24 protein-coding genes are annotated in these 23,258 nt (G+C 75.6%); 5 read left to right on the top strand and 19 right to left on the bottom strand.

Annotated features, from left to right (window positions below):
• Positions 1–13 precede the first annotated feature (13 nt).
• From QC029_RS08645 to QC029_RS08675, 7 genes are all read right to left on the bottom strand, one after another.
• Positions 14–862 (bottom strand): ATP-binding cassette domain-containing protein, encoded by an 849-nt coding sequence (locus tag QC029_RS08645; protein WP_279554908.1) that lies wholly within the window; start codon positions 860–862, stop codon positions 14–16.
• A complete protein-coding gene (locus tag QC029_RS08650) occupies positions 829–1,869 on the bottom strand; it encodes an ABC transporter permease (protein WP_279554909.1) in 1,041 nt (346 codons plus the stop codon). The genes QC029_RS08645 and QC029_RS08650 overlap by 34 nt, the downstream gene beginning before the upstream one ends.
• Entirely contained in the window at positions 1,866–2,834 is a 969-nt protein-coding gene (locus QC029_RS08655) for a sugar ABC transporter substrate-binding protein (protein ID WP_279554910.1), read from the bottom strand. The genes QC029_RS08650 and QC029_RS08655 overlap by 4 nt, the downstream gene beginning before the upstream one ends.
• Positions 2,835–3,068: 234 nt before the next feature.
• Complete coding sequence (locus QC029_RS08660; protein WP_279554911.1) at positions 3,069–3,824, bottom strand: GntR family transcriptional regulator; 756 nt, start codon at positions 3,822–3,824, stop codon at positions 3,069–3,071.
• Positions 3,825–3,931: 107 nt separating this feature from the next.
• Positions 3,932–5,146, bottom strand: coding sequence for a cytochrome P450 (locus tag QC029_RS08665; RefSeq protein WP_279554994.1), 1,215 nt, complete (start codon positions 5,144–5,146; stop codon positions 3,932–3,934).
• 79 nt (positions 5,147–5,225) lie between these two features.
• The gene (locus QC029_RS31080; RefSeq protein ID WP_336621568.1) at positions 5,226–5,729 is read right to left on the bottom strand and encodes a hypothetical protein; all 504 of its coding nucleotides are present in this window, start codon (positions 5,727–5,729) and stop codon (positions 5,226–5,228) included.
• Complete coding sequence (locus QC029_RS08675) at positions 5,684–6,244, bottom strand: amidohydrolase family protein (RefSeq protein WP_279554912.1); 561 nt, start codon at positions 6,242–6,244, stop codon at positions 5,684–5,686. Before QC029_RS08675 ends, QC029_RS31080 begins: the two co-directional genes overlap by 46 nt.
• A 155-nt stretch (positions 6,245–6,399) precedes the next feature.
• Between QC029_RS08675 and QC029_RS08680 the strand changes: the two genes are divergently transcribed.
• Positions 6,400–7,203, top strand: coding sequence for an IclR family transcriptional regulator (locus QC029_RS08680; RefSeq protein WP_279554913.1), 804 nt, complete (start codon positions 6,400–6,402; stop codon positions 7,201–7,203).
• Positions 7,204–7,295: 92 nt separating this feature from the next.
• On the opposite strand, the gene QC029_RS08685 is transcribed toward QC029_RS08680, so the two are convergent.
• A complete protein-coding gene (locus QC029_RS08685) occupies positions 7,296–7,577 on the bottom strand; it encodes a DUF5955 family protein (RefSeq protein WP_279554914.1) in 282 nt (93 codons plus the stop codon).
• Between the two features lie 406 nt (positions 7,578–7,983).
• On the opposite strand from QC029_RS08685, the gene QC029_RS08690 reads away from it, so the two are divergent.
• Positions 7,984–8,592 (top strand): nucleotidyltransferase family protein, encoded by a 609-nt coding sequence (locus QC029_RS08690; protein WP_279554915.1) that lies wholly within the window; start codon positions 7,984–7,986, stop codon positions 8,590–8,592.
• A 139-nt stretch (positions 8,593–8,731) separates the two neighbouring features.
• Positions 8,732–10,357 (top strand): malate synthase A, encoded by a 1,626-nt coding sequence (gene aceB, locus QC029_RS08695; RefSeq protein ID WP_279554916.1) that lies wholly within the window; start codon positions 8,732–8,734, stop codon positions 10,355–10,357.
• A 153-nt stretch (positions 10,358–10,510) separates the two neighbouring features.
• Here aceB and QC029_RS08700 read toward each other — a convergent pair whose 3' ends face one another.
• The 6 genes from QC029_RS08700 to QC029_RS08725 all read right to left on the bottom strand — a co-directional run bounded on the left by QC029_RS08700 (position 10,511) and on the right by QC029_RS08725 (position 14,180).
• Complete coding sequence (locus QC029_RS08700) at positions 10,511–11,893, bottom strand: 8-oxoguanine deaminase (protein WP_279554917.1); 1,383 nt, start codon at positions 11,891–11,893, stop codon at positions 10,511–10,513.
• 62 nt (positions 11,894–11,955) lie between these two features.
• Positions 11,956–12,849 carry a factor-independent urate hydroxylase gene (pucL, locus tag QC029_RS08705; protein ID WP_279554918.1) on the bottom strand — a complete coding sequence of 298 codons (894 nt, stop codon included), beginning with the start codon at positions 12,847–12,849 and terminating at the stop codon, positions 11,956–11,958.
• Between the two features lie 2 nt (positions 12,850–12,851).
• Positions 12,852–13,220: a hydroxyisourate hydrolase gene (gene uraH / locus QC029_RS08710; RefSeq protein ID WP_279554919.1), complete on the bottom strand. Its 369-nt coding sequence runs from the start codon at positions 13,218–13,220 to the stop codon at positions 12,852–12,854.
• Complete coding sequence (locus QC029_RS08715; protein ID WP_279554920.1) at positions 13,217–13,447, bottom strand: hypothetical protein; 231 nt, start codon at positions 13,445–13,447, stop codon at positions 13,217–13,219. Before QC029_RS08715 ends, uraH begins: the two co-directional genes overlap by 4 nt.
• A 56-nt stretch (positions 13,448–13,503) precedes the next feature.
• Complete coding sequence (locus QC029_RS08720) at positions 13,504–13,911, bottom strand: helix-turn-helix domain-containing protein (RefSeq protein WP_279554921.1); 408 nt, start codon at positions 13,909–13,911, stop codon at positions 13,504–13,506.
• Positions 13,908–14,180 (bottom strand): thiamine-binding protein, encoded by a 273-nt coding sequence (locus QC029_RS08725; protein WP_279554922.1) that lies wholly within the window; start codon positions 14,178–14,180, stop codon positions 13,908–13,910. Before QC029_RS08725 ends, QC029_RS08720 begins: the two co-directional genes overlap by 4 nt.
• Positions 14,181–14,324: 144 nt before the next feature.
• On the opposite strand from QC029_RS08725, the gene QC029_RS08730 reads away from it, so the two are divergent.
• On the top strand, positions 14,325–15,059 hold the full coding sequence (locus QC029_RS08730) for a hypothetical protein (RefSeq protein ID WP_279554923.1): 735 nt from the start codon (positions 14,325–14,327) through the stop codon (positions 15,057–15,059).
• Positions 15,060–15,110: 51 nt separating this feature from the next.
• Here QC029_RS08730 and QC029_RS08735 read toward each other — a convergent pair whose 3' ends face one another.
• Positions 15,111–16,805, bottom strand: a complete 1,695-nt coding sequence (locus QC029_RS08735; RefSeq protein WP_279554924.1) for an AMP-binding protein — start codon at positions 16,803–16,805, stop codon at positions 15,111–15,113.
• An 85-nt stretch (positions 16,806–16,890) separates the two neighbouring features.
• Complete coding sequence (locus QC029_RS08740) at positions 16,891–17,343, bottom strand: VOC family protein (protein ID WP_279554925.1); 453 nt, start codon at positions 17,341–17,343, stop codon at positions 16,891–16,893.
• A gap of 250 nt (positions 17,344–17,593) precedes the next feature.
• Here QC029_RS08740 and QC029_RS08745 point away from each other — a divergent pair, with 250 nt between their 5' ends.
• Positions 17,594–18,064, top strand: a complete 471-nt coding sequence (locus QC029_RS08745; RefSeq protein ID WP_279554926.1) for a nuclear transport factor 2 family protein — start codon at positions 17,594–17,596, stop codon at positions 18,062–18,064.
• A 54-nt stretch (positions 18,065–18,118) separates the two neighbouring features.
• Here the strand turns inward: QC029_RS08745 and QC029_RS08750 are convergent, their stop codons facing one another.
• Genes QC029_RS08750 through pucD form a run of 3 tightly spaced genes read right to left on the bottom strand, consistent with a single transcriptional unit; the run spans position 18,119 to position 23,257 of the window.
• The gene (locus tag QC029_RS08750; RefSeq protein ID WP_279554927.1) at positions 18,119–19,348 is read right to left on the bottom strand and encodes an XdhC family protein; all 1,230 of its coding nucleotides are present in this window, start codon (positions 19,346–19,348) and stop codon (positions 18,119–18,121) included.
• A gap of 58 nt (positions 19,349–19,406) precedes the next feature.
• Positions 19,407–20,858, bottom strand: coding sequence for an NCS2 family permease (locus QC029_RS08755; RefSeq protein ID WP_279554928.1), 1,452 nt, complete (start codon positions 20,856–20,858; stop codon positions 19,407–19,409).
• On the bottom strand, positions 20,855–23,257 hold the full coding sequence (pucD, locus tag QC029_RS08760; protein ID WP_279554929.1) for a xanthine dehydrogenase subunit D: 2,403 nt from the start codon (positions 23,255–23,257) through the stop codon (positions 20,855–20,857). Before pucD ends, QC029_RS08755 begins: the two co-directional genes overlap by 4 nt.
• Position 23,258: the final 1 nt, after the last annotated feature.

Genomic DNA, 23,258 nt, shown 5'->3' on the forward strand with positions numbered 1-23,258 from the left:
CGTCGATTGTGCCCTACGGGGCCTCGCCGCCCGGATCCGAGGGGCGGGTCCGCGCCAGTTCGTGGCTGAGCTGCTCCAGTTCGCTGCCGCCGGCCATCTGGCGGGTCAGCTCGTCCAGGCCGATCGCCTCGCGGGTGTGGCTGCCGGCCATGGCGCCGCGCTTGAGCAGCACGAAGCGGTCGCCGACCAGGTGGGCGTGGTGGGGGTTGTGGGTGATCAGGACGACGCCCAGCCCCTCGTCGCGGGCGGCGGCGACGTACTTGAGGACGACCCCGGCCTGCTTGACGCCGAGCGCGGCGGTCGGCTCGTCCAGGACGACCACCCGGGCGCCGAAGTGGATGGCGCGGGCGATGGCGACCGACTGCCGCTCGCCGCCGGAGAGGGTGCCGATGGGCTGGTCCACGTCGCGCAGGTCGATGCCCATGCGCCGCAGGGCCTCGCGGGTGGTGCGGCGCATGGCGGCGGTGTCCAGGCGGCGGAGGGGGCCGCGGCCGAGGACCGGTTCGGAACCGAGGAAGAAGTTCCGCCACACGGGCATCAGCGGGACGACGGCCAGGTCCTGGTAGACCGTGGCGATGCCGCGGTCGAGGGCCTCGCGGGGCGAGGCGAGGCGGACCTCCACGCCGTCGATGCGGAAGGTGCCGCTGTCGTGCCGGTGCAGCCCGGAGATGATCTTTATGAGGGTGGACTTGCCGGCGCCGTTGTCGCCGAGCACGCAGGTGATCTCGCCGGGGCGGACCGCCAGCGACACGTCGTCGAGGGCGGTCACGTTGCCGTAGCGCTTGCCGACGCCCTCCAGCTCGACCAGCGGCGCCGTGGACGGCTCGTTCACGAGGAGGCCTCCGCCCTCTTGCGGATCCATGCGTTGAGCAGCGTGGCGAGCAGCAGCATCGCCCCGAGGAAGAACTTGAACCAGTTCGGGTCCCACTGGGCGTAGACGATGCCCTTGCTGGTCATGCCGAAGATCAGGGCGCCGACGGCGGCGCCCGCCGCCGAGCCGTAGCCGCCGGTGAGCAGGCAGCCGCCGATGACGGCCGCGGCGATGTAGATCAGCTCGTTGCCCACGCCCTCGCCGGACTGCACGACGTCGTAGTTGAACAGCAGGTGCTGGCCGGAGATCCAGGCGGCCAGGCCCACGCCCATGTACAGGCCGATCCTGGTGCGGTCGACGGGGACGCCGACCGCGCGGGCGGCCTCGGCGTTGCCGCCGACGGCGAAGATCCAGTTGCCGGCCCGGGTCCGCAGCAGGATCCAGGTGGCCACGGCGACCAGCGCGAGCCACCACACGATGGTGACCTGGAGCTGGACGCCGCCGACGGTCAGGTGGGAGGCGAAGACCGCGCGGGCGGAGGGGAAGCCCTCCATGTCGCCGATGCCCTTGGTGGAGACCGTGCCGCTGATCAGCTTGGTGAGGCCGAGGTTGAGGCCGGTGAGCATCAGGAAGGTGCCGAGGGTGATGATGAAGCTCGGCAGCCCGGTGCGGGTGAGCATCCAGCCGTTGAAGAAGCCGACGGCGAGGGTGACCAGCAGGGACACCCCGACGCCGACCCACACGTTCGCCGTCATCTGGTAGCTGAACATCGAGGACACCAGCGCCGAGCCGGTGACCATCACGCCCGCCGACAGGTCGAACTCGCCGCCGATCATCAGCAGCGCCACCGGCACCGCCATGATGCCGATGGTGGAGGAGGCGTACAGGACGGTGCTCAGGCTGGAGGCGCGCAGGAAGCTGTCGGCGGCGACGGCGAAGAAGACGAAGACGGCGGCGGCCCCGACGACCGCGCCCAGCTCGGGCCGGGCCAGCAGGCGCCGCACCACCGGGCCGCGCGCTGCGGCGTCCTCCGTCAGGACGGCGGGGGCGGCGGTCACCGGGTGCCCCGCTCGGTGTACTTCTCCAGCGCGGCCGCGTCGTCGCGCGTCACCAGCTGCGGGCCGGTGAGGACCGGGCGCCCGCCGCCGAGCATGTTGCCGTTGTAGCGGTGCAGCCACAGCAGGTCGACGGCCTCGTAGCCCTGGAGGTAGGGCTGCTGGTCGACGGCGAAGCCGATCGTGCCGTCCTTCAGGCCCGCCGCGACCTGGGCGTTGAGGTCGAAGGTGTCCACCTCCGCGTCGCTGCCCGCCCGCTTCACGGCCTTGGCGGCGGTGGGCGCGAAGGGGGCGCCGAGGGTGACGACGGCGTCCACGTCCCCGTCCGACTGGAGCTCGGCCTCGATGGAGGACTCCACGGAGGGCATGTTGGTGCCGTCCACGTAGAGGTTCTCCACCTCTCCGTCGAAGGCCTTCCGCACCCCGGCGCAGCGCTCCTCGTGGCCGACGTTGCCCTGCTCGTGGACGACGCACAGGGCCTTGGTGCGGCCGCGCTCGTTCAGCTCCTCGCCGACCGCCTCGCCGGCGACGGACTCGTCCTGGCCTATGTGGGCGAGGGCGCCGAGATCGGCGGACCTGTCCTGGCCGGAGTTGACGGTGACCACCGGTATGCCGGCCGCCACGGCCTTGCGCACCACCGCCTCCATGGCCTCGGGCTTGGCGAGGGTGACGATCAGCCCGTCCACCTTCTGGTCGATGGCGGTCTGGACGAGCTGGGCCTGGCGGCCGGCCTCCTTGTCGTGGGAGTAGAGGAACTCCACGTTGTCCTTGACGGCCGCCTGCCGGGCGCCGCTCTGGACGATGTCCCAGTAGGTGTCGCCGTCGCCGGAGTGGGTGACCATCGCGAACGTCCAGCGCGGGGTGTCGACCGCCGCGCGGCCCCCGGCGCGCTCGCGCTCCTCCTCGGCCCGCTTGCCGCCGGTGCTGCTGCACCCGGCCAGGACGAGCGCGAGGACCGCGGCCAGCACCGCGCCCGTCGTCCGTACACCGGTCCGTGGGTTCGTCCGGACCCCTCCTGCCGTGGCCACGCGGTTTCCGCCCTCTCGCTGCGTGAGTGCCGGCCTGACGGCCGGTTTCCGTGCCGCCGGGGCGCGGACGGTGTCCGGCCCCGGCCGCACAAGTATCCGTCACCGCAGCTCGCGCGGGGAGGAGGGGTGCGGGGGGAGGTTCCGCGCAGGCGCGGCCGGGGAGGGCGCCGGGGGTCAGGACCGGACGAGGAGCTGGAAGTCGAAGGCGTAGCGGGAGGCGCGGTAGAGGTGGCGGCCGTGCTCCACGGCCCGCCCGGTGTCGTCGAAGGCCGTGCGCTCCATGGTCAGCAGCGGTGCGCCCTCCGGCTCGCCGAGCAGTTCGCCCTCCTCGGCGGTGGCGGCCTTCGCCCCGATCGTCTGCCGGGCGCTGTGGAGGATGATCCCGGCCGAGCGCATCAGCCGGTACAGGCCGGTGCTCTCCAGCGCGGCGCCGTCGGTCCCGATCAGGCCGACGGGGAGGTGGTTGCACAGGTGGGCCATCGGTTCGCCGTGGGTGGAGCGCAGCCGCTCCACCCGGCGCACCGGCGCTCCCTCGGCGATGCCGAGGGCGGCGGCGACCTCCGCGGTCGCCTCCACGGTCTCCAGCCTCAGGACCCGGGTGCCGGGGGCCCGGCCGGCCGCCTCCAGGTCGTCGTAGAGGCTGCTCGGCTCCGGCGGGCGGCCGGCCCGGCTGTGCACGACCTGGGTGCCGATGCCGCGGCGGCGCACCAGCAGGCCCTTGTCCACCAGGGTCTGGATGGCCTGCCGGACGGTGGGGCGGGACAGACCGAGCCGCCCGGCCAGCTGGATCTCGTTGCCGAGCAGGCTCCCGGGGGCGAGTACGCCCTGCTCGATCGCTCTCTGAAGCTGCTGGGAGAGCTGGAAGTACAGCGGGACGGGGCTGCCGCGGTCCACGCTGAACCCGAGGTCCGCCGGATCGTTCTTCGCCACGGGGGCGAGCCTAGCCGCCGCGCCGCTTTGACAGGAAGTCAGGAAGTCAGGAGGTCAGGTTGTCCGGACAACGGGCGGACGGCCGTCGTCTCCGGCGTCCGGAACCGCTAGAAGCGCACCGGCAGGCGGTGCGGGCCGCGGATGAGCATGCCCTGCCGCCAGGAGACGGCCGCGGGGTGGATGTCGAGGGCCAGGTCCGGGCAGCGGTCCAGTAGCGCGCGGACGGCGACGCGGCCCTCCAGCCGCGCCAGCGGGGCGCCCAGGCAGTGGTGGATGCCGTGTCCGAAGGCGAGGTGGCCCCGGGGCCCGCGGCGGATGTCGAAGCGCTCCGGCTCCGCGAAGCGCTCCGGGTCGCGGTCGGCGTCGGCGATGGCGGCCAGCACCAGTTCGCCGCCGCCGGGGATCACCGTCCCGCCGATCTCGAAGGGCTCGACGGTGAAGCGGTAGGTGGGCGTCTCGACCGGTCCGTCGTAGCGCAGCATCTCCTCGACCGCGCCCTCCGTCAGGGACGGGTCGGAGCGCAGCAGCGCGAGCTGCTCGGGGTGGGTGAGCAGGGCGAGGGTGCCGTTGGCGATCAGGTTGACGGTGGTCTCGTGGCCCGCGACGAGCAGCAGCCAGGCCATGCCGAGCAGTTCGTCGGCGGACAGCCGGTCGCCGTCCTCGTCGGCGGTGTGCAGCAGGGCGCTCAGCAGGTCCTCGCCCGGCTGCCGGCGCTTCTCCGCCAGGAGTCCGGTGAGGTAGCCGGTGATGGCCTCCTTGGCGGCCCGCTTCTCCTCGAGGCCCGCGTTCCCGACGGCGATGCCCGACCAGGCGCGGAAGGAGTCCCGGTCCAGGGACGGCACGCCCAGCAGCTCGCAGATGACCGTGATGGGCAGCGGGAAGGCGTAGGCGTCCACCAGGTCGGCCCGCCGGCCGGGCTCCTTCAGCATGGTGTCCAGCAGCCCGTCGGCGATCTCCCGCACGCGCGGCTCCAGGGCCTCCACGCGCCGTGCGGTGAACTCGCGGGCGACGAGCTTGCGCAGCCGGGTGTGGTCCGGCGGGTCGGTGCTGAGCATGCTGATCCCGGACGCCTGGGGGCCCAGCGGCAGGGCGGGCGAGGCGTTGCCCCAGTCCTTGGACAGGCGCGGGTCGGCGAGGACGGCGCGCGCCTCCTCGTACCCGACGACCAGCCACGCCTCGGCGCCCTCGGGCATCCGCACCCGGTGCACCGGACCGCGGGCGCGCAGTCCGGCGTAGACGGAGTACGGATCGCGGGCGAAGTCCTCGCCCAGGGATGCCAGATCGACCGGTGCCCGCTCGCCCGTCCGCCCGTCCGCGCCCATCCGCCGCGCCTCCCCCTGTCCGGCCCGCCCCTGAGTGTCCGTCACCGATGATGCCAGCCGGGGTGCCGGTGCGACACCGCTATCCGGCCAGGTGACCGGTGTCCGGTTCGCGGTGGCGGGCGGCCGCGCGCCGCGGGCCCTCCCCGGTGGGGGAGCCGTACAGCCGCAGCCGGGCGACGCCGCCGGGGTACTGCCGCAGCCGCAGGTGGGTGAAGCGCCTCCCGCAGGCCACGGGGAAGCCGTTGGCGGCGTGGCCGCCGGCCTCCGTGCGCGGCGCCGGCTCGGTCCACCCGGTCGTCCCGGCGGGCAGGCGGCCTCGACCGGCACCTGCCCGGGGTGGTCGCCGCGGAAGTGGACGGCGTCCACCACCGGGCCGCGCACCGGGCCGGGCGCACCGGGCCGGCCGGCGCCCGGCCGTGGTCGTCGCCCGAGGGGTGGGGCCGGTCCGCGGCGGCGCGCGGGCGGGAGGCGAGGAAGTCGGCGCAGCGGGGGCCGCGCGGGGCGGGGGCGCAGGTGCCGGGGTCCTCGGCGTGCCGGTCAGCGGACCGTCGAAGCCCGCGGTCCCGCGTACGGCCGCCCCCACCCCGCGTCGTCCGGTTCGGGGAACTCCGGGACGCCGGACGGCGACAGGATGCGCTTGAAGCCGAGGACCCCGGCCTCGTGCAGCGGACGCGGCCGCCCGGCGCTGGCGGGGACCGCGCCGCCTCCGGGAGCCGGCGTCGATGTGGACCCGGCCGCGGGCGGCCTCGCGTCCGACGGCCGGGTTCGCGGGGGTGGTGTCGGCGGGACGCCGTTGAGCGGCACGTCCAGCACGGTGGTGACGCCCCCGGCCGCGGCGGCCCGGGTGGCGGTGGCGAAGCCCTCCCGCCCGGCCCGGCCGGGGTCGTCGACGTGGACGTGGGCGCCGGCGAGGCCGGGCAGCAGCGCGTCGCCGCCGACGTCCTCCGGCCGCACCCCGTCCGGCACCCCGGCCGCGTACGGCGGGACGGCCGCGATCGCGCCGCCCGCGACGGCGACGGACGCGGGGCGGACGCCCTCGGGGGTGACGGCGCGGGTGGAGCGCGGCACCGGCTCCGTGCCGGACGGGACGGCGGTCACCCGGCACCCTCCTTCCGCCGCTCCCCGCGTCGGCGCCCGTCAGGCCCGCCTCCCCCGCCCGCCCCTCTGACCGGCCGGAACGCCCCGCCGCGGCCGGGTTCGCGGCCGGAGGGGGCCGGTAGGCTGCGCCTGACCCGACCCGAAAGGATCGCGACGTGCCGCCGTCCGCCGAGCACCGGCCCTCCGCCCCCTCCCCCTCCGCGAGCGGCGGCGTCCAGTCCCTGGAGCGCGCCTTCGACCTGCTGGAGCGGCTGGCCGACGCCGGGGGCGAGCTCGGGCTGAGCGAGCTGGCGGGCAGCAGCGGCCTGCCGCTGCCGACCATCCACCGGCTGATGCGCACGCTGGTGGCCTGCGGCTACGTCCGCCAGCAGCCCAGCCGCCGCTATGCGCTGGGCCCCCGCCTCATCCGGCTGGGCGAGAGCGCCTCGCGGCTGCTGGGCGCCTGGGCCCGGCCCCATCTGGCGCGGCTGGCGGAGGAGACCGGCGAGACCGCGAACATGGCGCTGCTGGACGGGGACGAGGTGGTGTACGTCGCGCAGGCGCCCTCCCGGCACTCGATGCGGATGTTCACCGAGGTCGGCCGCCGGGTGCTGCCGCACTCCACCGGGGTGGGCAAGGCGCTGCTGGCGCACCACGCGGACGAGGAGGTGCGGGAGCTGCTGGCGCGCACCGGCATGCCGGCGGCCACCGAGAAGACCATCACCTCGCCCGACGACTTCCTCAAGGCCCTCCAGCGGGTGCGCGAGAGCGGGTACGCCGTGGACGACAACGAGCAGGAGATCGGGGTGCGCTGCATCGCCGTGCCGGTGCCCGGCGCGCCGACGGACACCGCCGTCTCCGTCTCGGGGCCGGCGGGCCGCCTGACGGACGCCGCCCGGGACGCGTTCGTCCCGCTGCTGAAGGAGGTCGCGCGGGACCTCTCGGAGGCGCTGGCCGGACATCGCCCGGCGCACCCGTAGTCCTCGCCCGGCCGCCGCGCCGTCCGGCGCACGCCTCCGTGCGCTCCCGTGCGCCCCGTACACCCTGACCGCGCCGCCGCGCGGCGGCGTGGTCAGGGCGACGGCCTGCCGAACAGCTCGACGGCGTTGCGCACCTCCGCCAGCGCCTCGGCCAACGCGCTCACCGAACCGATCGCTCCCGCGATCAGGAGCAACGAGTGGCGCAGCCGGACGACCTCGGGAGCGCCCGCGCCCAGCGCGGCGTCCACGGCGGCCAGTTCGTCCTCGGCTATCTGCCGGTCCGCCAACTGCGCACGATAACCGGCGAGTTCCCGGCGTAACCGGGTCACGGACCGGTGCAGCGCGATGACCCTCGGGTCGTCCTGGCCGTGCACGACCGTCCGACGCCCTACCGCTTCCTTTCGCAACGCAGCTCCCCCCACACGGATGCTGTGTTCTTGTCGTTCGTGCCGTTCTTGCCGCTCGTGCCGTTCGTGCTGTTCCGTACTCGTTCGTGCTGTTCGTGCCGCTCGTAGCGCTCGCGTCGTTCCCGGCGGCGGTGCTCCCGGCGCCGTCGTTCCGCTGCCGATCCGGTGGTGCGGGTCCGCCGTCCCGCCGCCGGAGCCCGTCTCCACCGGGTCTCCGCGCCGCGGATCCGCCCTCCCGCACCGTCCGGCCGGAAGGGGTTCGCACAGTAAACGCCACTCTCCGCACATCGCGCTATACGGAGGGCGAAATCCAGGGCGCGATTCAGGCCACCGGATCGGCGTTCCCGCCCCCTTTCCCGGGCAGAGGACACCCATGGCGTCCACCGGCCCGCACCCCGGCCCCGTCGCCGGGCTGCTCCTCGCGGCGGGCGGCGGGCGGCGGCTGGGCGGGCGCCCCAAGGCGCTGCTCCCCCACCGCGGCCGTCCGCTGGTCGAGCACGCCGCCCGGGCGCTGCGGGAGGGCGGCTGCGCCCCGGTCCACGTGGTGCTGGGGGCGGGCGCGGCCGAGGTGCGGGCGCGGGCCGGCCTGCCCGGCTGCGTCCTGCTCGACAACCCCCGCTGGGAGGAGGGCATGGGGTCGTCGCTGCGCACCGGCCTGGCGGCGCTGGCCGGCACCGGCGCCCGGGCGGCGGTGGTCTCGCTCGTCGACCAGCCGGGGATCGGCGCGGCGGCGGTGGCCCGGCTGCGGGCGGCGTACGAGGCGGGCGCGGAGCTGGCCGCGGCGGCGTACGGCGGGCGGCGCGGCCATCCGGTCCTGCTCGGCTCCGGCCACTGGCGGGCGGTCGCCGGGAGTGCGGTGGGCGACCGGGGCGCCCGCTCCCACCTGCGGGAGCACTCCGGCTCCCTGGTGCTCGTCGAGTGCGGCGACATCGCCGACCCGGCCGACATCGACACCCCCGGCGACCTGGCGCTGCTGGAGTGAGCCCCGGCCGCCGCGGGGCGTGGTGGGCATTGAGCTTCCACGATGAGGAAACTACTCTCCACTGACGAGCCGTGCCGGTGGCCGTGGCGGCCGCAGGGGCGGCGGCCCGTGCGCCGCCCCGACGAAGGAGTGACAGCCCGTGTCCGCAGCAGCGCAGCCCCCGCCCGCCGTCGTCACCGGCGTCGATCCCGCCCGGGCGCCGGAGCGCCAGGGGGAGATCCTCACCGAGGCCGCCCTCGCCTTCGTCGCCGAGCTGCACCGGCGGTTCACCCCGCGCCGTGACGAACTGCTGGCCCGCCGCGCCGAGCGCCGTGCCGAACTCGCCCGCACCGCCACCCTGGACTTCCTGCCCGAGACCGCCCACGTCCGCGAGGGCGACTGGCGGGTGGCGCCGGCCCCCGAGGCCCTCCAGGACCGCCGGGTGGAGATCACCGGTCCGACCGACCGCAAGATGACGGTCAACGCCCTCAACTCCGGCGCCCGCGTCTGGCTCGCCGACTTCGAGGACGCCTCCGCTCCCACCTGGGAGAACGTGATCGGCGGTCAGATCAACCTGATCGACGCCTTCGAGCGCCGCATCGACTTCACCTCCCCCGCGGGGAAGACGTACGCGCTGAAGCCCGACGAGGAGCTGGCCACCGTCGTGGTCCGGCCGCGCGGCTGGCACCTGGACGAGCGCCGGCTGCGGGTCGGCGACCGCGCCGTGCCCGGTGCGCTGGTCGACTTCGGCCTGTACTTCTTCCACAACGCCCGCCGGCTGCTGGAGACGGGCAGGGGGCCGTACTTCTACCTGCCCAAACTGGAGTCGCACCTGGAGGCGCGGCTGTGGAACGACGTCTTCGTCTTCGCCCAGGACCACTGCGGCGTCCCGCGGGGCAGCGTCCGCGCCACCGTGCTGATCGAGACGATCACGGCCGCGTACGAGATGGAGGAGATCCTCTACGAACTGCGCGACCACGCCTCCGGGCTCAACGCGGGCCGCTGGGACTACCTGTTCTCCATCGTCAAGAACTTCCGTGACGCCGGCGAGCGGTTCGTGCTGCCCGACCGCAACGCGGTGACCATGACCGCGCCCTTCATGCGCGCCTACACCGAGCTGCTGGTGCGCACCTGCCACCGGCGCGGCGCCCACGCCATCGGCGGCATGGCGGCGTTCATCCCCGACCGCCGCGACCCCGAGGCCAACGAGCGGGCCCTCGCCAGGGTCCGGGCCGACAAGGACCGCGAGGCGAACGACGGCTTCGACGGCTCCTGGGTCGCCCACCCCGACCTGGTGCCCGTCGCCCGGGAGTCCTTCGACGCGGTGCTCGGCGCCCGGCCCCACCAGAAGGACCGGCTGCGCGAGGACGTGCGCGTCACCGCGGCCGACCTGATCGCCGTCGACTCCCTGGAGGCCGGGCCCACCCGCGAGGGGCTGGTGGGCGCCGTCCGGGTGGGCATCCGCTACATCGAGGCGTGGCTGCGCGGCCTGGGCGCCGTGGCGATCTTCGGCCTGATGGAGGACGCCGCCACCGCCGAGATCTCCCGCTCGCAGATCTGGCAGTGGGTCCACGCGGGCGTGGTGCTGGACACCGGGGAGAAGGTGACGCCCGGACTGGTCCGGTCCCTGGCCGCCGAGGACCTGGCGGGCATCCGCGCGGAGCTGGGCGACGAGGCGTACGCGGCGGGCCGGTGGCAGCAGGCCCACGACCTGCTGCTGCGGGTGGCGCTGGACGAGGACTACGTGGAGTTCCTGACCCTGCCGGCGTACGAGCTGCTGGACTGACCGACGAACGGCGGACGGCAGACGGCGGGCATCGGACGGCGGACGGGCCGGGGCGGCCGGGAACGCTCGGGGGAAGATGACCGGAAGTCGATCCTCCGGTCGCCTGCCTCCACCGGCCCTCCACCGGCCCGCCGGCCGTCCTCCGCCGCCGCCCTACCCCTGCCCCTGCGCCGCGGCACGGGCCAGCCGGCGGGCCTGGTCGCGGGCGTCGCGCGCGACGGCTTCCTCGTCGACACCGGTCAGCCGTCCGTCCTCGACGACCGGACGGCCTCCCACCAGCGACAGCGTGACGGGCGCGGGCGCGCCGAGGACGAGCGCGGCCACCGGGTCGGCGATCGTGGAGTGCCCGAGCCCGTCGAGCCGCCACAGCACCAGGTCGGCGAGCTTGCCCGGCTCCAGCGAGCCGATCTCGTCGGCCCGCCCCAGCACCCGTGCGCCGCCGTACGTGCCCAGGCGCAGCGCCTGGCGGACCGTCAGCGCCCTCTCCCTGCCGGGCCCGAGGCGGCTGACGAGCAGGGCGGCCCGCAGTTCGGTGTGGAGTTCGCCGGACTCGTTGGAGGCGGCGCCGTCCACCCCGAGCCCCACCGGCGCCCCGGCGGCGAGCAGGTCGGGGACGCGGGCGATCCCGGCGGCCAGGCGGGCGTTGGAGGACGGGCAGTGGGCCACGCCCGTGCCGGTGCGGGCGAAGGCGGCGATGTCGGCGTCGTCCATGTGGACGCAGTGCGCCATCCACACGTCCTCGCCCAGCCAGCCGGTGGACTCGAAGTAGTCGGTGGGGCTCATGCCGAAGCGCTCGTGGCAGAACTTCTCCTCCTCCACCGTCTCCGAGCCGTGGGTGTGCAGCCGCACCCCCAGGCGGCGGGCCAGGACGGCGGCCTCGCGCATCAGCCCGGTGGTGACGGAGAAGGGCGAGCAGGGGGCGACCGCTATGTGCAGCATCGACCCGAAGGAGGGGTCGTGGTGCTCCTCGACCGCCCGCTCGGTGGCGGCCAGCGCCTCCTCGGTGGACTCCACGGCGAAGTCCGGCGGCAGCCCGCCCTCGGACGTCCCCAGGTCCATCGAGCCGCGCGCGGCGGTGAGGCGCACGCCCGTCTCGCGGGCCGCGCGGATCCCGGCGCCCAGCAGGTCGCCCGCGCCGCGCGGGAAGAGGTAGTGGTGGTCGGCGGCGGTCGTGACCCCGCCGCGGGCCATCATCGCCAGGGACGCGCGGGCGGCGGCGTACACCATGTCCTCGTCGATACGCGCCCAGGTGGGGTAGAGGGCGACCAGCCAGTCGAAGAGGCCGGAGTCCTGGGCGAGCCCGCGGGTGAGCCACTGGTAGAAGTGGTGGTGGGTGTTGACCAGGCCCGGGGTGGCCAGGTGGCCGGTGCCGTCCACCCGGCGGACCACGTCCGCCAGGCCCGCGGGGGCCGGTCCCTCCCCCACCGCCTCGACGGTCTCCCCGGCCACGACGACATGGCCCGAGGCGTACTCGGTGCCGTCCGCGTCCACCGTGGCGATGGCGCAGTTCTCGATGACGGTGCGCTGTGCTGCCATGGGTTCCTCGTACCTTCCCCGGTGGTGTCGCGAACGTCCCCGCGCGGACCTCCGCGGACCGCTCAGGGGCTCGTCAGGTCGGCGGGTATGCGCGCCTCGGCGCCGTCGCGCAGGACGGTGGCCTCGATGAGGCCGTAGGGGCGGTCGGCCGCGAGGTACACCGCGCCCTCCCCGGTGCCGTTCTCCAGCCCGAAGGGCTCCAGGTCCACCAGGAAGTGGTGCCGGTTGGGCAGGGAGAGGCGGATCTCCTCGATCCCGCCGCCCTCGACCGCCCGCTCGCCCATCGCGTAGAGGGTCTGCTGGAGCGAGTACGAGTGCGTCCCGGCGAAGGCCTGGAGCAGGCGCTCCCGGATCCCGGCGTAGGAGCGGTCCCAGTCGGGCGCGCCCCCCGTGCCGGAGTGGCGCCACACGGCGGTCACCGAGGTGGCCAGGACGCGGTCGCGCGTCTCCTCCAGGGTCGTGTAACGGTCCCTGACGAAGCCGTGGAACTCCGAGCCGGTGGAGTTCAGCACGGTCAGCCCCCTCAGCCCGGACAGCACCTCCACTCCCCCTTCCCCGTGGGTGACCTGGGCGGTGCGCGTCTCCTGCCCCCGGCGGACGAAGGAGTGCGCGCCCGCGCCCGGCGCGGCGATCCGGTCCCAGGCGTACTCCTCGACGCGCACGCGGGCCCGGTGGACCGCCTCCTGGCTGGTCACGAAGTGGCGGGCCAGGAGGGCGACGAAGTCCTCGGCCGAGGGGACGCCGTGCTCCTGGGCGAAGGCGTACACGGTGTTCTTCATCGTGTCGGTCGGCAGGAGGCCGGCGTTGGAGCCGGAGCGGTGGACCTCCTCCATGGCGCCGGAGAGGGCCACGGAGACGCAGAGGTCCTTGATGTGGTGGGTGCCGCCGTCGCGGGTGATCCGCACCAGGCGGCTCTCCGCCTTGCCGTACTGGTTCGGGCCGAGCCTGGTGGGCATCGCTAGCTCCCTCGGTACACGGAGTAGCCGAACGGGCTGAGCAGCAGCGGTACGTGGTGGTGCTCGCCCGGCCGGACGGCGAAGACGGTCGCCACCTCGGGGAAGAAGGCCCCGCCGGGGCCCTGCTCGAGGTAGCCCCCCACCGCGAAGCGGAGCCTGGCGTGCGCGGCGTCCTCCGGCAGGTCCGGGAGGTCCCGGCAGCGCCCGTCCGCGTCGGTGACGGACTCCCCGTGCGCCCTCCACGGCGCCCCGTCCCCGCCGGCGGCCCCCCGCACCGACAGTTCGACGGCGACGCCCGCGGCGGGACGGCCGGCGGCGGTGTCGAGGACGTGGGTGGAGACGGTCGCGCGCGAGCGGGGGCGGGGGGTCACCGGTCTCCCCCGGCGAAGCGGGTCGGCCGGACGCGGTCGGTCCCGCCCGGTTCGGCGCGGACGACCTCCCGCCGCCGCGCCTCGCGCACCCCGCCCCGCTCCCGGGCCGAGACGGCGTCGGACGCCGCCGGGCGGCCGGTGGGCGGGTGGGCGGCCGGCGCCTCGGCGGCGGGCCGGTCGTCGGCGGCGTCGGGCCGGGCGAGCCCCGGCGGAGTGAGGGGGGTCACACGAGCACGCTAGGAGCCCTGCCGCACAGCGTCAACAGTTTGTTGAGGAATGCGTGTCACGACCGCTCGTTCGCGGCGTTCTCCCTGTTCAGGTAGTTGTAGACGGTGAAGCGGCTGACCCCGAGCGCGCCGGCCACCGTCTCCACCCCGTGCCGCACCGAGAAGGCGCCGCGCTGCTCCAGCCGGCGCACCACCGCCTGCTTGGTCCTGCGGTCCAGCTCCGACAGGGGCATGCCGTACCGCCGCCGCAGGTCGTCGAGGATGCGGTCCAGGGAGTCGGCCAGGTGCGGCAGCCGCACGGCCACCGCCTCCCGCCCCTCCCAGGAGAGCACCACGTCGCCCTCCCCGGCCCGCCCGGGATCGACCAGCTCGCCGCCGATGGCGTCCACCAGCGGCCTGACCGCCTCGGCGAACCGGCGGTCCGCCCCGCTCCCGGCCGCCCCGGCCGCGGGCGTCCCGCTCACGAGGCGCCCTCCCCGTCCGTGACGTCCGTGCCGTCCGTGACGTTGACCTGGAGGGAGATCCGGCGGGCACCGGCCTCGAGGGACCGGCGCAGTACGGCGTCCACCGCGGCGAGCACCTCCTCGGCGCCGCCCTCGGCGGTGGTGCCGAACGGGCCGACGTCGACGCCGTCCAGCCCGGCGCTCCGGACGGTCTCGCGGGCGGCCACCGCGTGGGGAGGCGTCCGCTCCAGGTCGAAGGGCTCGGTGGTGAACTCCACTCTCAGTCGCACGGTGTCAACCTAACGTGCCGCCGGGACGGCGCGGAGGACACGGACGCCCCGAACCGTTCCCAGCGGCCGTGCGCATCGGGGAGCATGGCACCCGGAAACCTGGTCCCGCGGCCCTCGGGCCCGACTGCCCGTACTGGAGCCGAGATGGCGGAGAGCGTGCCGGTGCGGTGCCCGGTGTGCCGTCGTGAGCACCTCTACATCCCGCCCGCCTACCCGTGCCGCTGCGGCGCCCCGGTGTCGCCCGCGCTGCTGCGCGGCGGCATCCCCGTCCGGATCGCGCACCGCGTCTGGGCGGACTCCTGGCTGACGCTGCGCTGCGCGGCCTGCGGACGGCACGACGAGTGGCCCCGGCCGGAGCTGGGCTGCCCGTGCGGCGCGCTGCTGCGGCTGCCCCTCGCCCATGCCCCCGCCGCCGGCGCCCCTCCGGCCGCGGAGCCCCCGTCCGCCGCCGTGCCGCGGGACGCGGCCTCGCGGGCCGCGGCCCGCGAGCGGCCCGACTTCCAGCCGGTCGCCATCCGCACCGCCCGGGACGCGGTGACGGCCGCCGCGCTCTACCTGGACTGGCTGGGCTTCGAGCGGGTGCGCCCCGTGATCGAGACCCACCCCGCCCCGGGCGTCGACCTGCGCGGGCCCGAGGTCCTGGCCCGGGTGGACCCCACCACCTCGCCGACCGGGCCGGACGCCGTCGAGACGCTGTGGCTGCACGGCCTCAACGAGTCGGCTGTCGCCGTCTGCTTCTCCCTGGCCGGCTACACCCGCGAGGCCCGCCACCGCGCGGACGGCCTCCGGCTCCCCCTGTTCGTCCTGGACCTGACGGGCACTCCGCAGCCGGTCAACGAGGCGGCGGGCGAACTGCTCCGCACCGGCGGGCCGCGCTGACCACCGGCCCGGACGGACGGACGCGCCCGTACGGGCCGGGAGGGGCGGCCGTCAGCGGGTGTTCTCGCGGTACTCGGCGCCCGTGCCGCCCTCGCCGGCGCGCGCCGCGTGGTCGCGCAGTTCCACGCGGCGGATCTTGCCGGAGACGGTCTTGGGCAGCTCGGCGAACTCGATGATCCGCACCCGCTTGTACGGCGCGAGGACGGCGCGCGAGTGCGCGAAGATCGCCTCGGCCGTCTCCGGTCCCGGCTCCCAGCCGTCGGCGAGGACGACGTATGCCTTGGGCACGGCCAGCCGCAGCGGGTCCGGCGAGGGCACGACGGCGGCCTCGGCCACCGCCTCGTGCTCCAGCAGCGCGCTCTCCAGCTCGAACGGGGAGATCTTGTAGTCCGACGCCTTGAAGACGTCGTCGGCGCGCCCCACGTAGGTGATGCGGCCGTCCGCGTCGCGCGCGCCGATGTCGCCGGTGCGGTAGTGGCCGTCCCGCATCGCCTCGGCGGTGCGCTCGGGGTCGCCGTGGTAGCCGGCCATCAGCGCCAGGGGCCGCCTGCTCAGGTCCAGGCAGATCTCGCCCTCGTCGCGGCCGGCCTCCCCCGTCACCGGGTCCACCAGCTCGACGGCGTAGCCGGGGGCGGGGTGGCCCATGGAGCCGGCCTTCAGCGGCTGCCCGGGGAAGTTGCCGATCTGGAGGGTGGTCTCGGTCTGGCCGAAGCCGTCGCGCACGGTCACGCCCCACGCCTCGCGCACCCGCTCGATCACCTCGGGGTTGAGCGGCTCCCCGGCCGCCACGGCCTCGCGCGGCGGGGTGCGCAGCCGGGTCAGGTCGGCCTGGACGAGCATGCGCCACACCGTCGGCGGGGCGCAGAAGGTGTCCACGCCCACCCGGTCCATCTCCGCCATCAGCCGGACGGCGTCGAAGCGGGTGTAGGGGTGCACGAAGACCGTGGCCCCGGCGGACCAGGGCGCGAAGAAGCTGCTCCAGGCGTGCTTGGCCCAGCCCGGCGAGGAGATGTTGAGGTGGACGTCGCCGGGCTTCAGCCCGATCCAGTACATCGTCGACAGGTGCCCGACCGGGTACGAGACGTGGGTGTGCTCGACCAGCTTGGGGCGGGCGGTGGTGCCGGAGGTGAAGTACAGCAGCAGGGTGTCGCCGGCGCGGGTGGGTCCGTCCGGCTCGAAGGAGGCGGGGGCCGCGTACGCCTCGCCGTACGGCAGCCAGCCCGGCGCCGCGCCCCCCTCGCCGACGGCGACGCGGGTGTAGTCGCCGGGCACGCCGTCGAACTTGCCGGTGTCCGCGGCCCGTGCGACCACGTGCGCGGCCCGCCCCCGCCCGACGCGGTCGGCCAGGTCGGCCGGGCCCAGCAGCGGGGTGGCGGGGATGACGACGGCGCGCAGCTTCATCGCGGCCAGCAGGGTCTCCCACAGCTCGACCTGGTTGCCGAGCATCACCACGATCCGGTCCCCCGCCGAGACGCCCACGCCCCGCAGCCAGTTGGCGACCCGGTCGGAGCGCGTGCGCATCTCGTCGAAGGTGACCCTCAGCTCGCTCCCGTCCTCCTCGGCGATGTGCAGGGCGGTGCGCCCGTTGCCGTCGGCCATCGGGTCGAACCAGTCCAGGGCCCAGTTGAAGTGCTCCAGCACCGGCCACCTGAACTCCTCGCGGGCCGCCTCGAGGTCCTCGCGGTGCCGCAGCAGGACCTCGCGTGCCGCGCGGAAGGCCTCGGTGGGGGTGACGGTCGCCGTCATGCGTCCTCCTCGTCCGGGTGAGCGGGCAGCCATCGTCCGTTCCGCGCCCCCTTCCTGGCCACCCCCCGCGCGGCGCGCGGGGGATTCACTCCCGCACGAAGAGGCAGAACACGTGCCCGACCGGGTCGGTGTAGACCCGTACGTCGTCCTGGGGCTGGAAGTCGGCGAGGACGGCGCCGGCCGCGACGGCGTGCTCGTGGGCGGCCTCCAGGTCGTCGACCTCGAAGTCCAGGTGGAGCATCATCTGCTGGCGGTCGCTCCTGCCGGGCCAGGTGGGCGGCCGGTACTCCGGCTCGGTCTGGAAGGAGAGCCCGGTGGCGCCCGGTCCCTTCAGGCTCACCCAGTCGGGTCCGTCCTCGGCCGTCTCCCAGCCCAGGAGCCGCCGGTAGAAGGCGGCGAGGGCCCGGGGGTCGGGCGCGTCGAGGACGACGCCGGCCAGCGCCCTGGGGACGCCGTCGCTCCGGGCCGGTCCGCCGGTTCCCTGCGGCGCCGGGTCCGGTGCCGGGTGCGGTGCCGGGTCGTGCGCGGTCTCGCTCATGCCGCCTCCGTGGGGGACGTGGGGATCCGTCGGGGAAGCGGGTGCCCGCGCCGGCCGCCGTCCATCCGCACCGACTCGTGCGCCGCGTCCGGCGCGCGGAGGACCGGCGGCCCCGGGGTGGCGCGGCGGGCCCCGCGGGCGGACGCGCTCCGCGGGGGACGGTGGACCGGATTCCTCTCATCAAGTTTGACTAGCAGCTCGGCGGGCAGTATCGTCCTCGTCGGTAGTCAAAATTGATGAATGGGGAGCCTTGCTACAGCACACCGAGACCGCCGCGGCCCTGACCGGCTACACCCCGACCGAGGAGGACCTGCGGAGCCTTCAGGAGTGGTTCGCCGCCTACGACGCGCACAGCTCCTCGCCCACCCCGGAGAACGTCGAGCGCATGGCCGACATGGCGGTCTTCCCGCTCAACCTGGTGACCGACGGCTCGGACGGCGACGGCTGGACGGGCCAGTGGGACCGGGAGCGCTACGTCGCGACGATGAACGCGGTGATGGGCGGGGAGGGCGGCGCAGAGGTCCGCTTCGAGTCGGCCCGCACCCCGTTCTTCCTCTCCCCCTCCCTCGTCGTGGTGTTCACCGACTCGGTGATGACGGCGGGCGGCGAGGAGCACCGCATGCGCTACGCCGACATCCTGGTGCGCCGGGGCGGTGTCTGGCGCTTCCAGACGATGGTCCAGAGCGGCTGGGCCGACATGCTCGAGGAGCGGCGGGACTGACGGCCCGCCGGGGCCCGGCGCCGTCGGCGGGCCGGCCCCCGCTCCCCGGCCGCGTCACCGCCCCCCGGAGGGCCGCGCCGGCGCGGTGCGGCGCCGGTCGGCGCCGCCATGAACGCCGTGGTGGACGCCGTGGTGGACGCCGTGGTGGACGTCGTGGTGGATGGGAGAGTCGGTGGCGGCCAGCGGCAGGCCGGAGCCGCCCCGGCGGACGGCGACGATCTCGGCGGCGATGGACAGGGCGGTCTCCTCGGGGGTGCGGGCGCCCAGGTCCAGCCCGATGGGGGAGCGCAGCCGGGCCAGTTCGGCGTCGGTCAGCCCGGCCTCGCGCAGCCGGGCGAGGCGGTCGGCGTGGGTGCGGCGCGAGCCCATGGCGCCGACGTACGCCACCGGCAGGCGCAGGGCGCGCTCCAGCAGCGGCACGTCGAACCTCGGGTCGTGGGTCAGGACGCAGATCGCCGTGCGGGCGTCCGGGCGCTGGGAGTCCAGGTAGCGGTGCGGCCAGTCGGCGACGACCTCGTCCGCCTCCGGGAAGCGGGCGGGGGTGGCGAAGACCGGGCGGGCGTCGCAGACGGTGACGCGGTGGCCGAGGAAGACCCCGGCGCGGACCAGGGCGGACGCGAAGTCGACCGCGCCGAAGACCAGCATGCGCGGCGGCGGCGCGGCGGTCTCCACCAGGAGGGTGACCGGCTCCCCGCAGCGCCCGCCCTCCGCGCCGGTCCCGACCGCGGCGGTGCGGCCGGCCTCCAGCAGGGCGCGCGCCTCGGCCGTCGCGGTGCGGTCCAGCTCCGGCGGGCCGCCGAGGGTTCCCTCGGCCGCGCCGCCGGGGCGGACCAGCAGGGCGCGGCCCAGCATCCCGCGCGGCCCGCGGACGACCCGGACGAGGGCCGCGGCGCCGCCCGCGGCGGCGGCCTCCAGCGCGGCGGCCACCACGGCGCGGCCGGGGGCGCCGGCGGTGACCGGGACGGCCAGGACCTCGATCTCCCCGCCGCAGGTCAGGCCGGGCGCGAAGGGGTCGCCGTCACCGTCCCGGCCGCCGTCCCCGGCCGCGGGGCCGAAGCGCCCGGTGACGGGTTCCCCGGTCTCCAGCGCGGTGCGGCACAGTTCGTAGACCGCGCCCTCCACGCAGCCGCCGGAGACGCTGCCGAGCGCGGCGCCGGAGGCGTCCACGGCCAGCGCGGCGCCCGGCTGCCTCGGTGCGCTCCCGCTCACCGCCGTCACCGTGGCGACGGCGAAGTCGCGTCCCTCCCGGCACCACCGGTGCAGTCCGTCGGCGATGTCCAGCATGGCGCTCTCCTCTCGATGCCGTACCGGTCCGGCGTCTCCGGCGCGGTCCGCTGCCGGTTCACTCCCCCGCTCCGCCGGTCCCCACCGCGAAGTGGACGAGGAACACCGCCGTCAGCAGCCACATGAGCGGGCCCGGTTCGCGCCACCGCCCCTGCGCGACCCGGACGGCGGTGTAGGCGATGACGCCCGCGCCGACGCCGGTGGTGATGGAGTAGGTGAAGGGCATCAGGACGACGGTGAGGAAGACCGGGATCGCCGTGGCGCGGTCGGTCCAGTCCACGTACCGGGAGTTCTGCATCATCATCGCGCCGATGACGACCAGCGCGGCGGAGGCCACCTGGCCGGGGACGATCAGCGCCAGCGGGGTGAACAGCAGCGCCGCCGCGAACAGCAGCCCGGTGACGACGGCGGACAGCCCGGTGCGGGCGCCCTCGCCCACGCCCGTGGCCGACTCGATGAAGACGGTCTGGCCCGAGGCGCTCGCCACGCCGCCGACCACCCCGCCCGCGCCGTCCACCAGCAGCGCCCGGCCCAGCCCCGGCATCCGCTCCCGCTCGTCGGTGAGGCCCGCCTGGTGGCCGACGGCGATGATGGTGGCCATCGCGTCGAAGAACCCGGCCAGCACCAGCGTGAAGACGATCATGGTGAAGCCGGTGGCGCCCAGGGCGGCCAGGCCGCCGATCTCCACGTTCCCCAGCAGGCCGAAGTCGGGGGCGGAGACCAGCCGTTCGGGAAGCTCGGGGACGGCGCCGCCCCACTCCTCGTCCCCGATGCCGAAGGCGGCGGTGGCGGCCATCGAGGCGAGGGTGCCGGCGGCGATGCCGACGAGGAGGGCGCCGGGCACCCCCCGGGCCAGCAGCATGAAGATCAGCAGCAGGGTGACGCAGAAGGCGAGCACCGGCCAGCCGGTCAGATGCCCGCCCCTGCCGAGGGTGACCGGGGAGCCGGGCTCGCCCAGGCCGACGAACCCGGCGTTGACCAGGCCGACCATCGCGATGAACAGGCCGATGCCGATGGTGATGGCGTGCTTGAGCGCCGCCGGGATCGCGTCCATGATGCGCTCGCGCAGTCCGGTGACCACCAGCAGGATGATCACCGACCCGTAGATCACGCACATCCCCATCGCCTGCGGCCAGCTCACCTCGGGGGCGACCTGGGTGGCCAGGACGCCCGAGACGCCCAGCCCGGCGGCCAGCGCCAGCGGGGCCCGGCCGATCAGGCCCATGGCGACGGTGGTGACGGCGGCGGCCAGCGCGGTCGCGGTGATCACTTCGGCCGGGTCGAGCCGGTTCCCGTGGCGGTCGGGGACGGACAGCAGCACGGGGTTGAGCAGCAGGATGTACGCCATCGCCATGAAGGTGGTGACGCCGCCGCGCACCTCCCGCGCGACCGTGGAGCCGCGGCGGGAGACGTGGAACCAGCGGTCGAGCGGGGACCGCACGGCCGCCGGGCCGCCGGGGTTCCGGGGTTTCCCGGAGGCCCCGGGCCTCCCGGGGTCCTGCGGGCTCATGTGCCGGTCAGGTGCTCGGGGCGGACGGGCACGCGGGTCAGGGCCCGCCCGGTGGCCGCGCGGATCGCCGCGACGACGGCCGGGGTGGACGACAGGGTGGGGGCCTCCCCGACGCCGCGCAGCCCGTAGGGGGCGTGCTCGTCGGCCAGTTCCAGGTAGTCCACCGGGATGGCCGGGGTGTCGGGGAACGTGGGGATCAGGTAGTCGGTGAAGGAGGGGTTGCGGACCGCTCCCGAGGAGTCCACGAGGATCTCCTCCATCACCGCCAGCCCCAGCCCCTGGACGGTGCCGCCCTGGATCTGGCCGACCACCGCCGAGGGGTTGACCGCCTTCCCCACGTCCTGGGCGCAGGCCAGCTCCACCACCTTGACCAGGCCCAGCCCGGTGTCGACCTCCACGACCGCGCGGTGGGCGGCGAAGGAGTACTGGACGTGGCCGGAGCCCTGGCCGGTGGCCGGGTCGAACGGCTCGGTGGGGCGGTGCCGGAACTCCAGCTCCAGCTCCACCGCCTCCTCCCCCAGCACGTCGGCGAGGGGGGCGAGGACCTCCCCGTCGCGCGAGACGACCTTGCCGCCCTCCAGCCTCAGCCCGTCCGCACCCCACGCCGGGTGGTCCGCGCCGAACCGGCCGCGGCCGATGCGGAGGACCTCCTCGCGCACCGCCCGGCAGGCGTTCCGGACCGCGCCGCCGGTCATGTACGTCTGGCGGGAGGCGGAGGTGGAGCCGGCCGAGCCGACCCGGGTGTCGGCGGGGCGTACGACGACGCGGGCGACGCCCAGCTCGGTGCGGGCGATCTGGGCCTGCACGGTGACGCCGCCCTGCCCGACCTCGGCCATCGCGGTGTGCACCGAGGCGACCGGCTCGCCGCCCACCGCCTCCAGGCGGACCCGGGCGGTGGAGTAGTCGTCGAAGCCCTCGGAGAAGCCGACGTTCTTGATGCCGACGGCGTAGCCGACGCCGCGCACCACGTCCTCGCCGCGGGTGGCGTTGGACGGGCCGCCGGGCAGGAGCCGTACGTCCGCCGTTCCGGGACCGGTCTGCCAGGCGCGTTCCGGCGGCAGCGGCCTCTCCCGCACCCGGCGCAGCAGCTCGGCCACGGGGGCCGGGGAGTCGACGACCTGGCCGGTGGGCATCACCGAGCCCTGCGTCATGGCGTTGCGCCGCCGCAGCTCGACGGGGTCCATGCCCAGCCTCTCGGCCAGCCTGTCCATCTGGGACTCGTAGGCGAAGCACGCCTGGACGGCGCCGAAGCCGCGCATCGCGCCGCAGGGCGGGTTGTTGGTGTACAGGGCCAGGGCCTCGACGTCGACGTTCTCCACCTCGTAGGGGCCGACCCCGAGCGAGGCGGCGTTGCCGACGACGGCCGGGGAGGAGGAGGCGTAGGCGCCGCCGTCCAGCACGATCCGGGCGGCGACGTACAGCAGCCTCCCGTCGCGCGTGGCGCCGTGCTCGTAGCGGAGCCTGGCGGGGTGGCGGTGGACGTGGCCGAAGAAGGACTCGTACCGGTCGTAGACCATCTTGACGGGGCGTCCGGTGCGCAGCGCCAGCAGGCAGGCGTGGGCCTGCATCGACAGGTCCTCGCGGGCGCCGAACGCGCCGCCCACGCCGGAGAGCGTCAGCCGCACCCTCTCCTGCGGCAGGCCGAGGACGGGGGCGAGCTGGGCGCGGTCGACGTGCAGCCACTGGGTGGCGACGTAGAGGTCGACGCCGCCGTCCTCGGCGGGCACGGCCAGGCCCGACTCGGGGCCGAGGAACGCCTGGTCCTGCATCCCCACCTCGTACTCGCCGGTGACGACCGCCGCCGCGCGCTGCCGGGCGGCGGCCACGTCGCCGCGCCGCACCGGCTGGCGGTGGACGATGTTGGGGTGCGGCACGTGGGCGGCCCGGTGGTCGGTGCGGCGGGGGTGGAGGACGGGCGCGCCGGGGGCGGTGGCGGACGCCTCGTCGGTGACGGGCGGCAGCTCGGCGTACTCCACGCGGATGCGCCCGGCGGCGCGGCGGGCGGTCTCGGGGTGGTCGGCGGCCACCAGGGCCACCGGCTCGCCCTGGTGGCGCACCACGTCCTCCGCCAGCACGGGCTGGTCGCGGAACTCCAGGCCGTAGTGGGTCTCGGCGGGCAGGTCGGCGTGGGTGAGGACGGCGTGGACGCCGGGGACGGCCAGGGCCGCGGAGACGTCGACCGAGCGGATCCGGGCGTGCGGGTGGGGGCTGCGCAGGGTGCGGCCCCACAGCATGTCCTCGTGCCACAGGTCGGAGGAGTAGGCGAACGCGCCCGTCACCTTCAGGACGCCGTCCGGGCGGGGGGCGCAGTCGCCGACCCCTCCTCCGGCGTCCCGTCCGGCGGCGGGGGCGCCGGTCCGGGAGGCGTCCGGGGCGTCCGGGGTGCCCGTGGTGCCCATC

It is taken from the genome of Streptomyces sp. DH37 (genome assembly GCF_029813835.1).
Taxonomy (GTDB): Bacteria; Actinomycetota; Actinomycetes; order Streptomycetales; family Streptomycetaceae; genus Streptomyces.

Bases quoted from the DNA above. Each gene is read 5' to 3' on its own strand.
- pucD (WP_279554929.1), bottom strand. From the start codon at position 23,257: ATGGGCACCACGGGCACCCCGGACGCCCCGGACGCCTCCCGGACCGGC.
- QC029_RS08690 (WP_279554915.1), top strand. From the start codon at position 7,984: ATGGCGTCCACCGGCCCGCACCCCGGCCCCGTCGCCGGGCTGCTCCTC.
- QC029_RS08665 (WP_279554994.1), bottom strand. From the start codon at position 5,146: ATGGGCGCGGACGGGCGGACGGGCGAGCGGGCACCGGTCGATCTGGCA.
- QC029_RS08755 (WP_279554928.1), bottom strand. From the start codon at position 20,858: ATGAGCCCGCAGGACCCCGGGAGGCCCGGGGCCTCCGGGAAACCCCGG.
- QC029_RS08735 (WP_279554924.1), bottom strand. From the start codon at position 16,805: ATGACGGCGACCGTCACCCCCACCGAGGCCTTCCGCGCGGCACGCGAG.
- QC029_RS08750 (WP_279554927.1), bottom strand. From the start codon at position 19,348: ATGCTGGACATCGCCGACGGACTGCACCGGTGGTGCCGGGAGGGACGC.
- QC029_RS08740 (WP_279554925.1), bottom strand. From the start codon at position 17,343: ATGAGCGAGACCGCGCACGACCCGGCACCGCACCCGGCACCGGACCCG.
- QC029_RS08730 (WP_279554923.1), top strand. From the start codon at position 14,325: ATGGCGGAGAGCGTGCCGGTGCGGTGCCCGGTGTGCCGTCGTGAGCAC.
- pucL (WP_279554918.1), bottom strand. From the start codon at position 12,849: ATGCCCACCAGGCTCGGCCCGAACCAGTACGGCAAGGCGGAGAGCCGC.
- QC029_RS08700 (WP_279554917.1), bottom strand. From the start codon at position 11,893: ATGGCAGCACAGCGCACCGTCATCGAGAACTGCGCCATCGCCACGGTG.
- QC029_RS08645 (WP_279554908.1), bottom strand. From the start codon at position 862: ATGGATCCGCAAGAGGGCGGAGGCCTCCTCGTGAACGAGCCGTCCACG.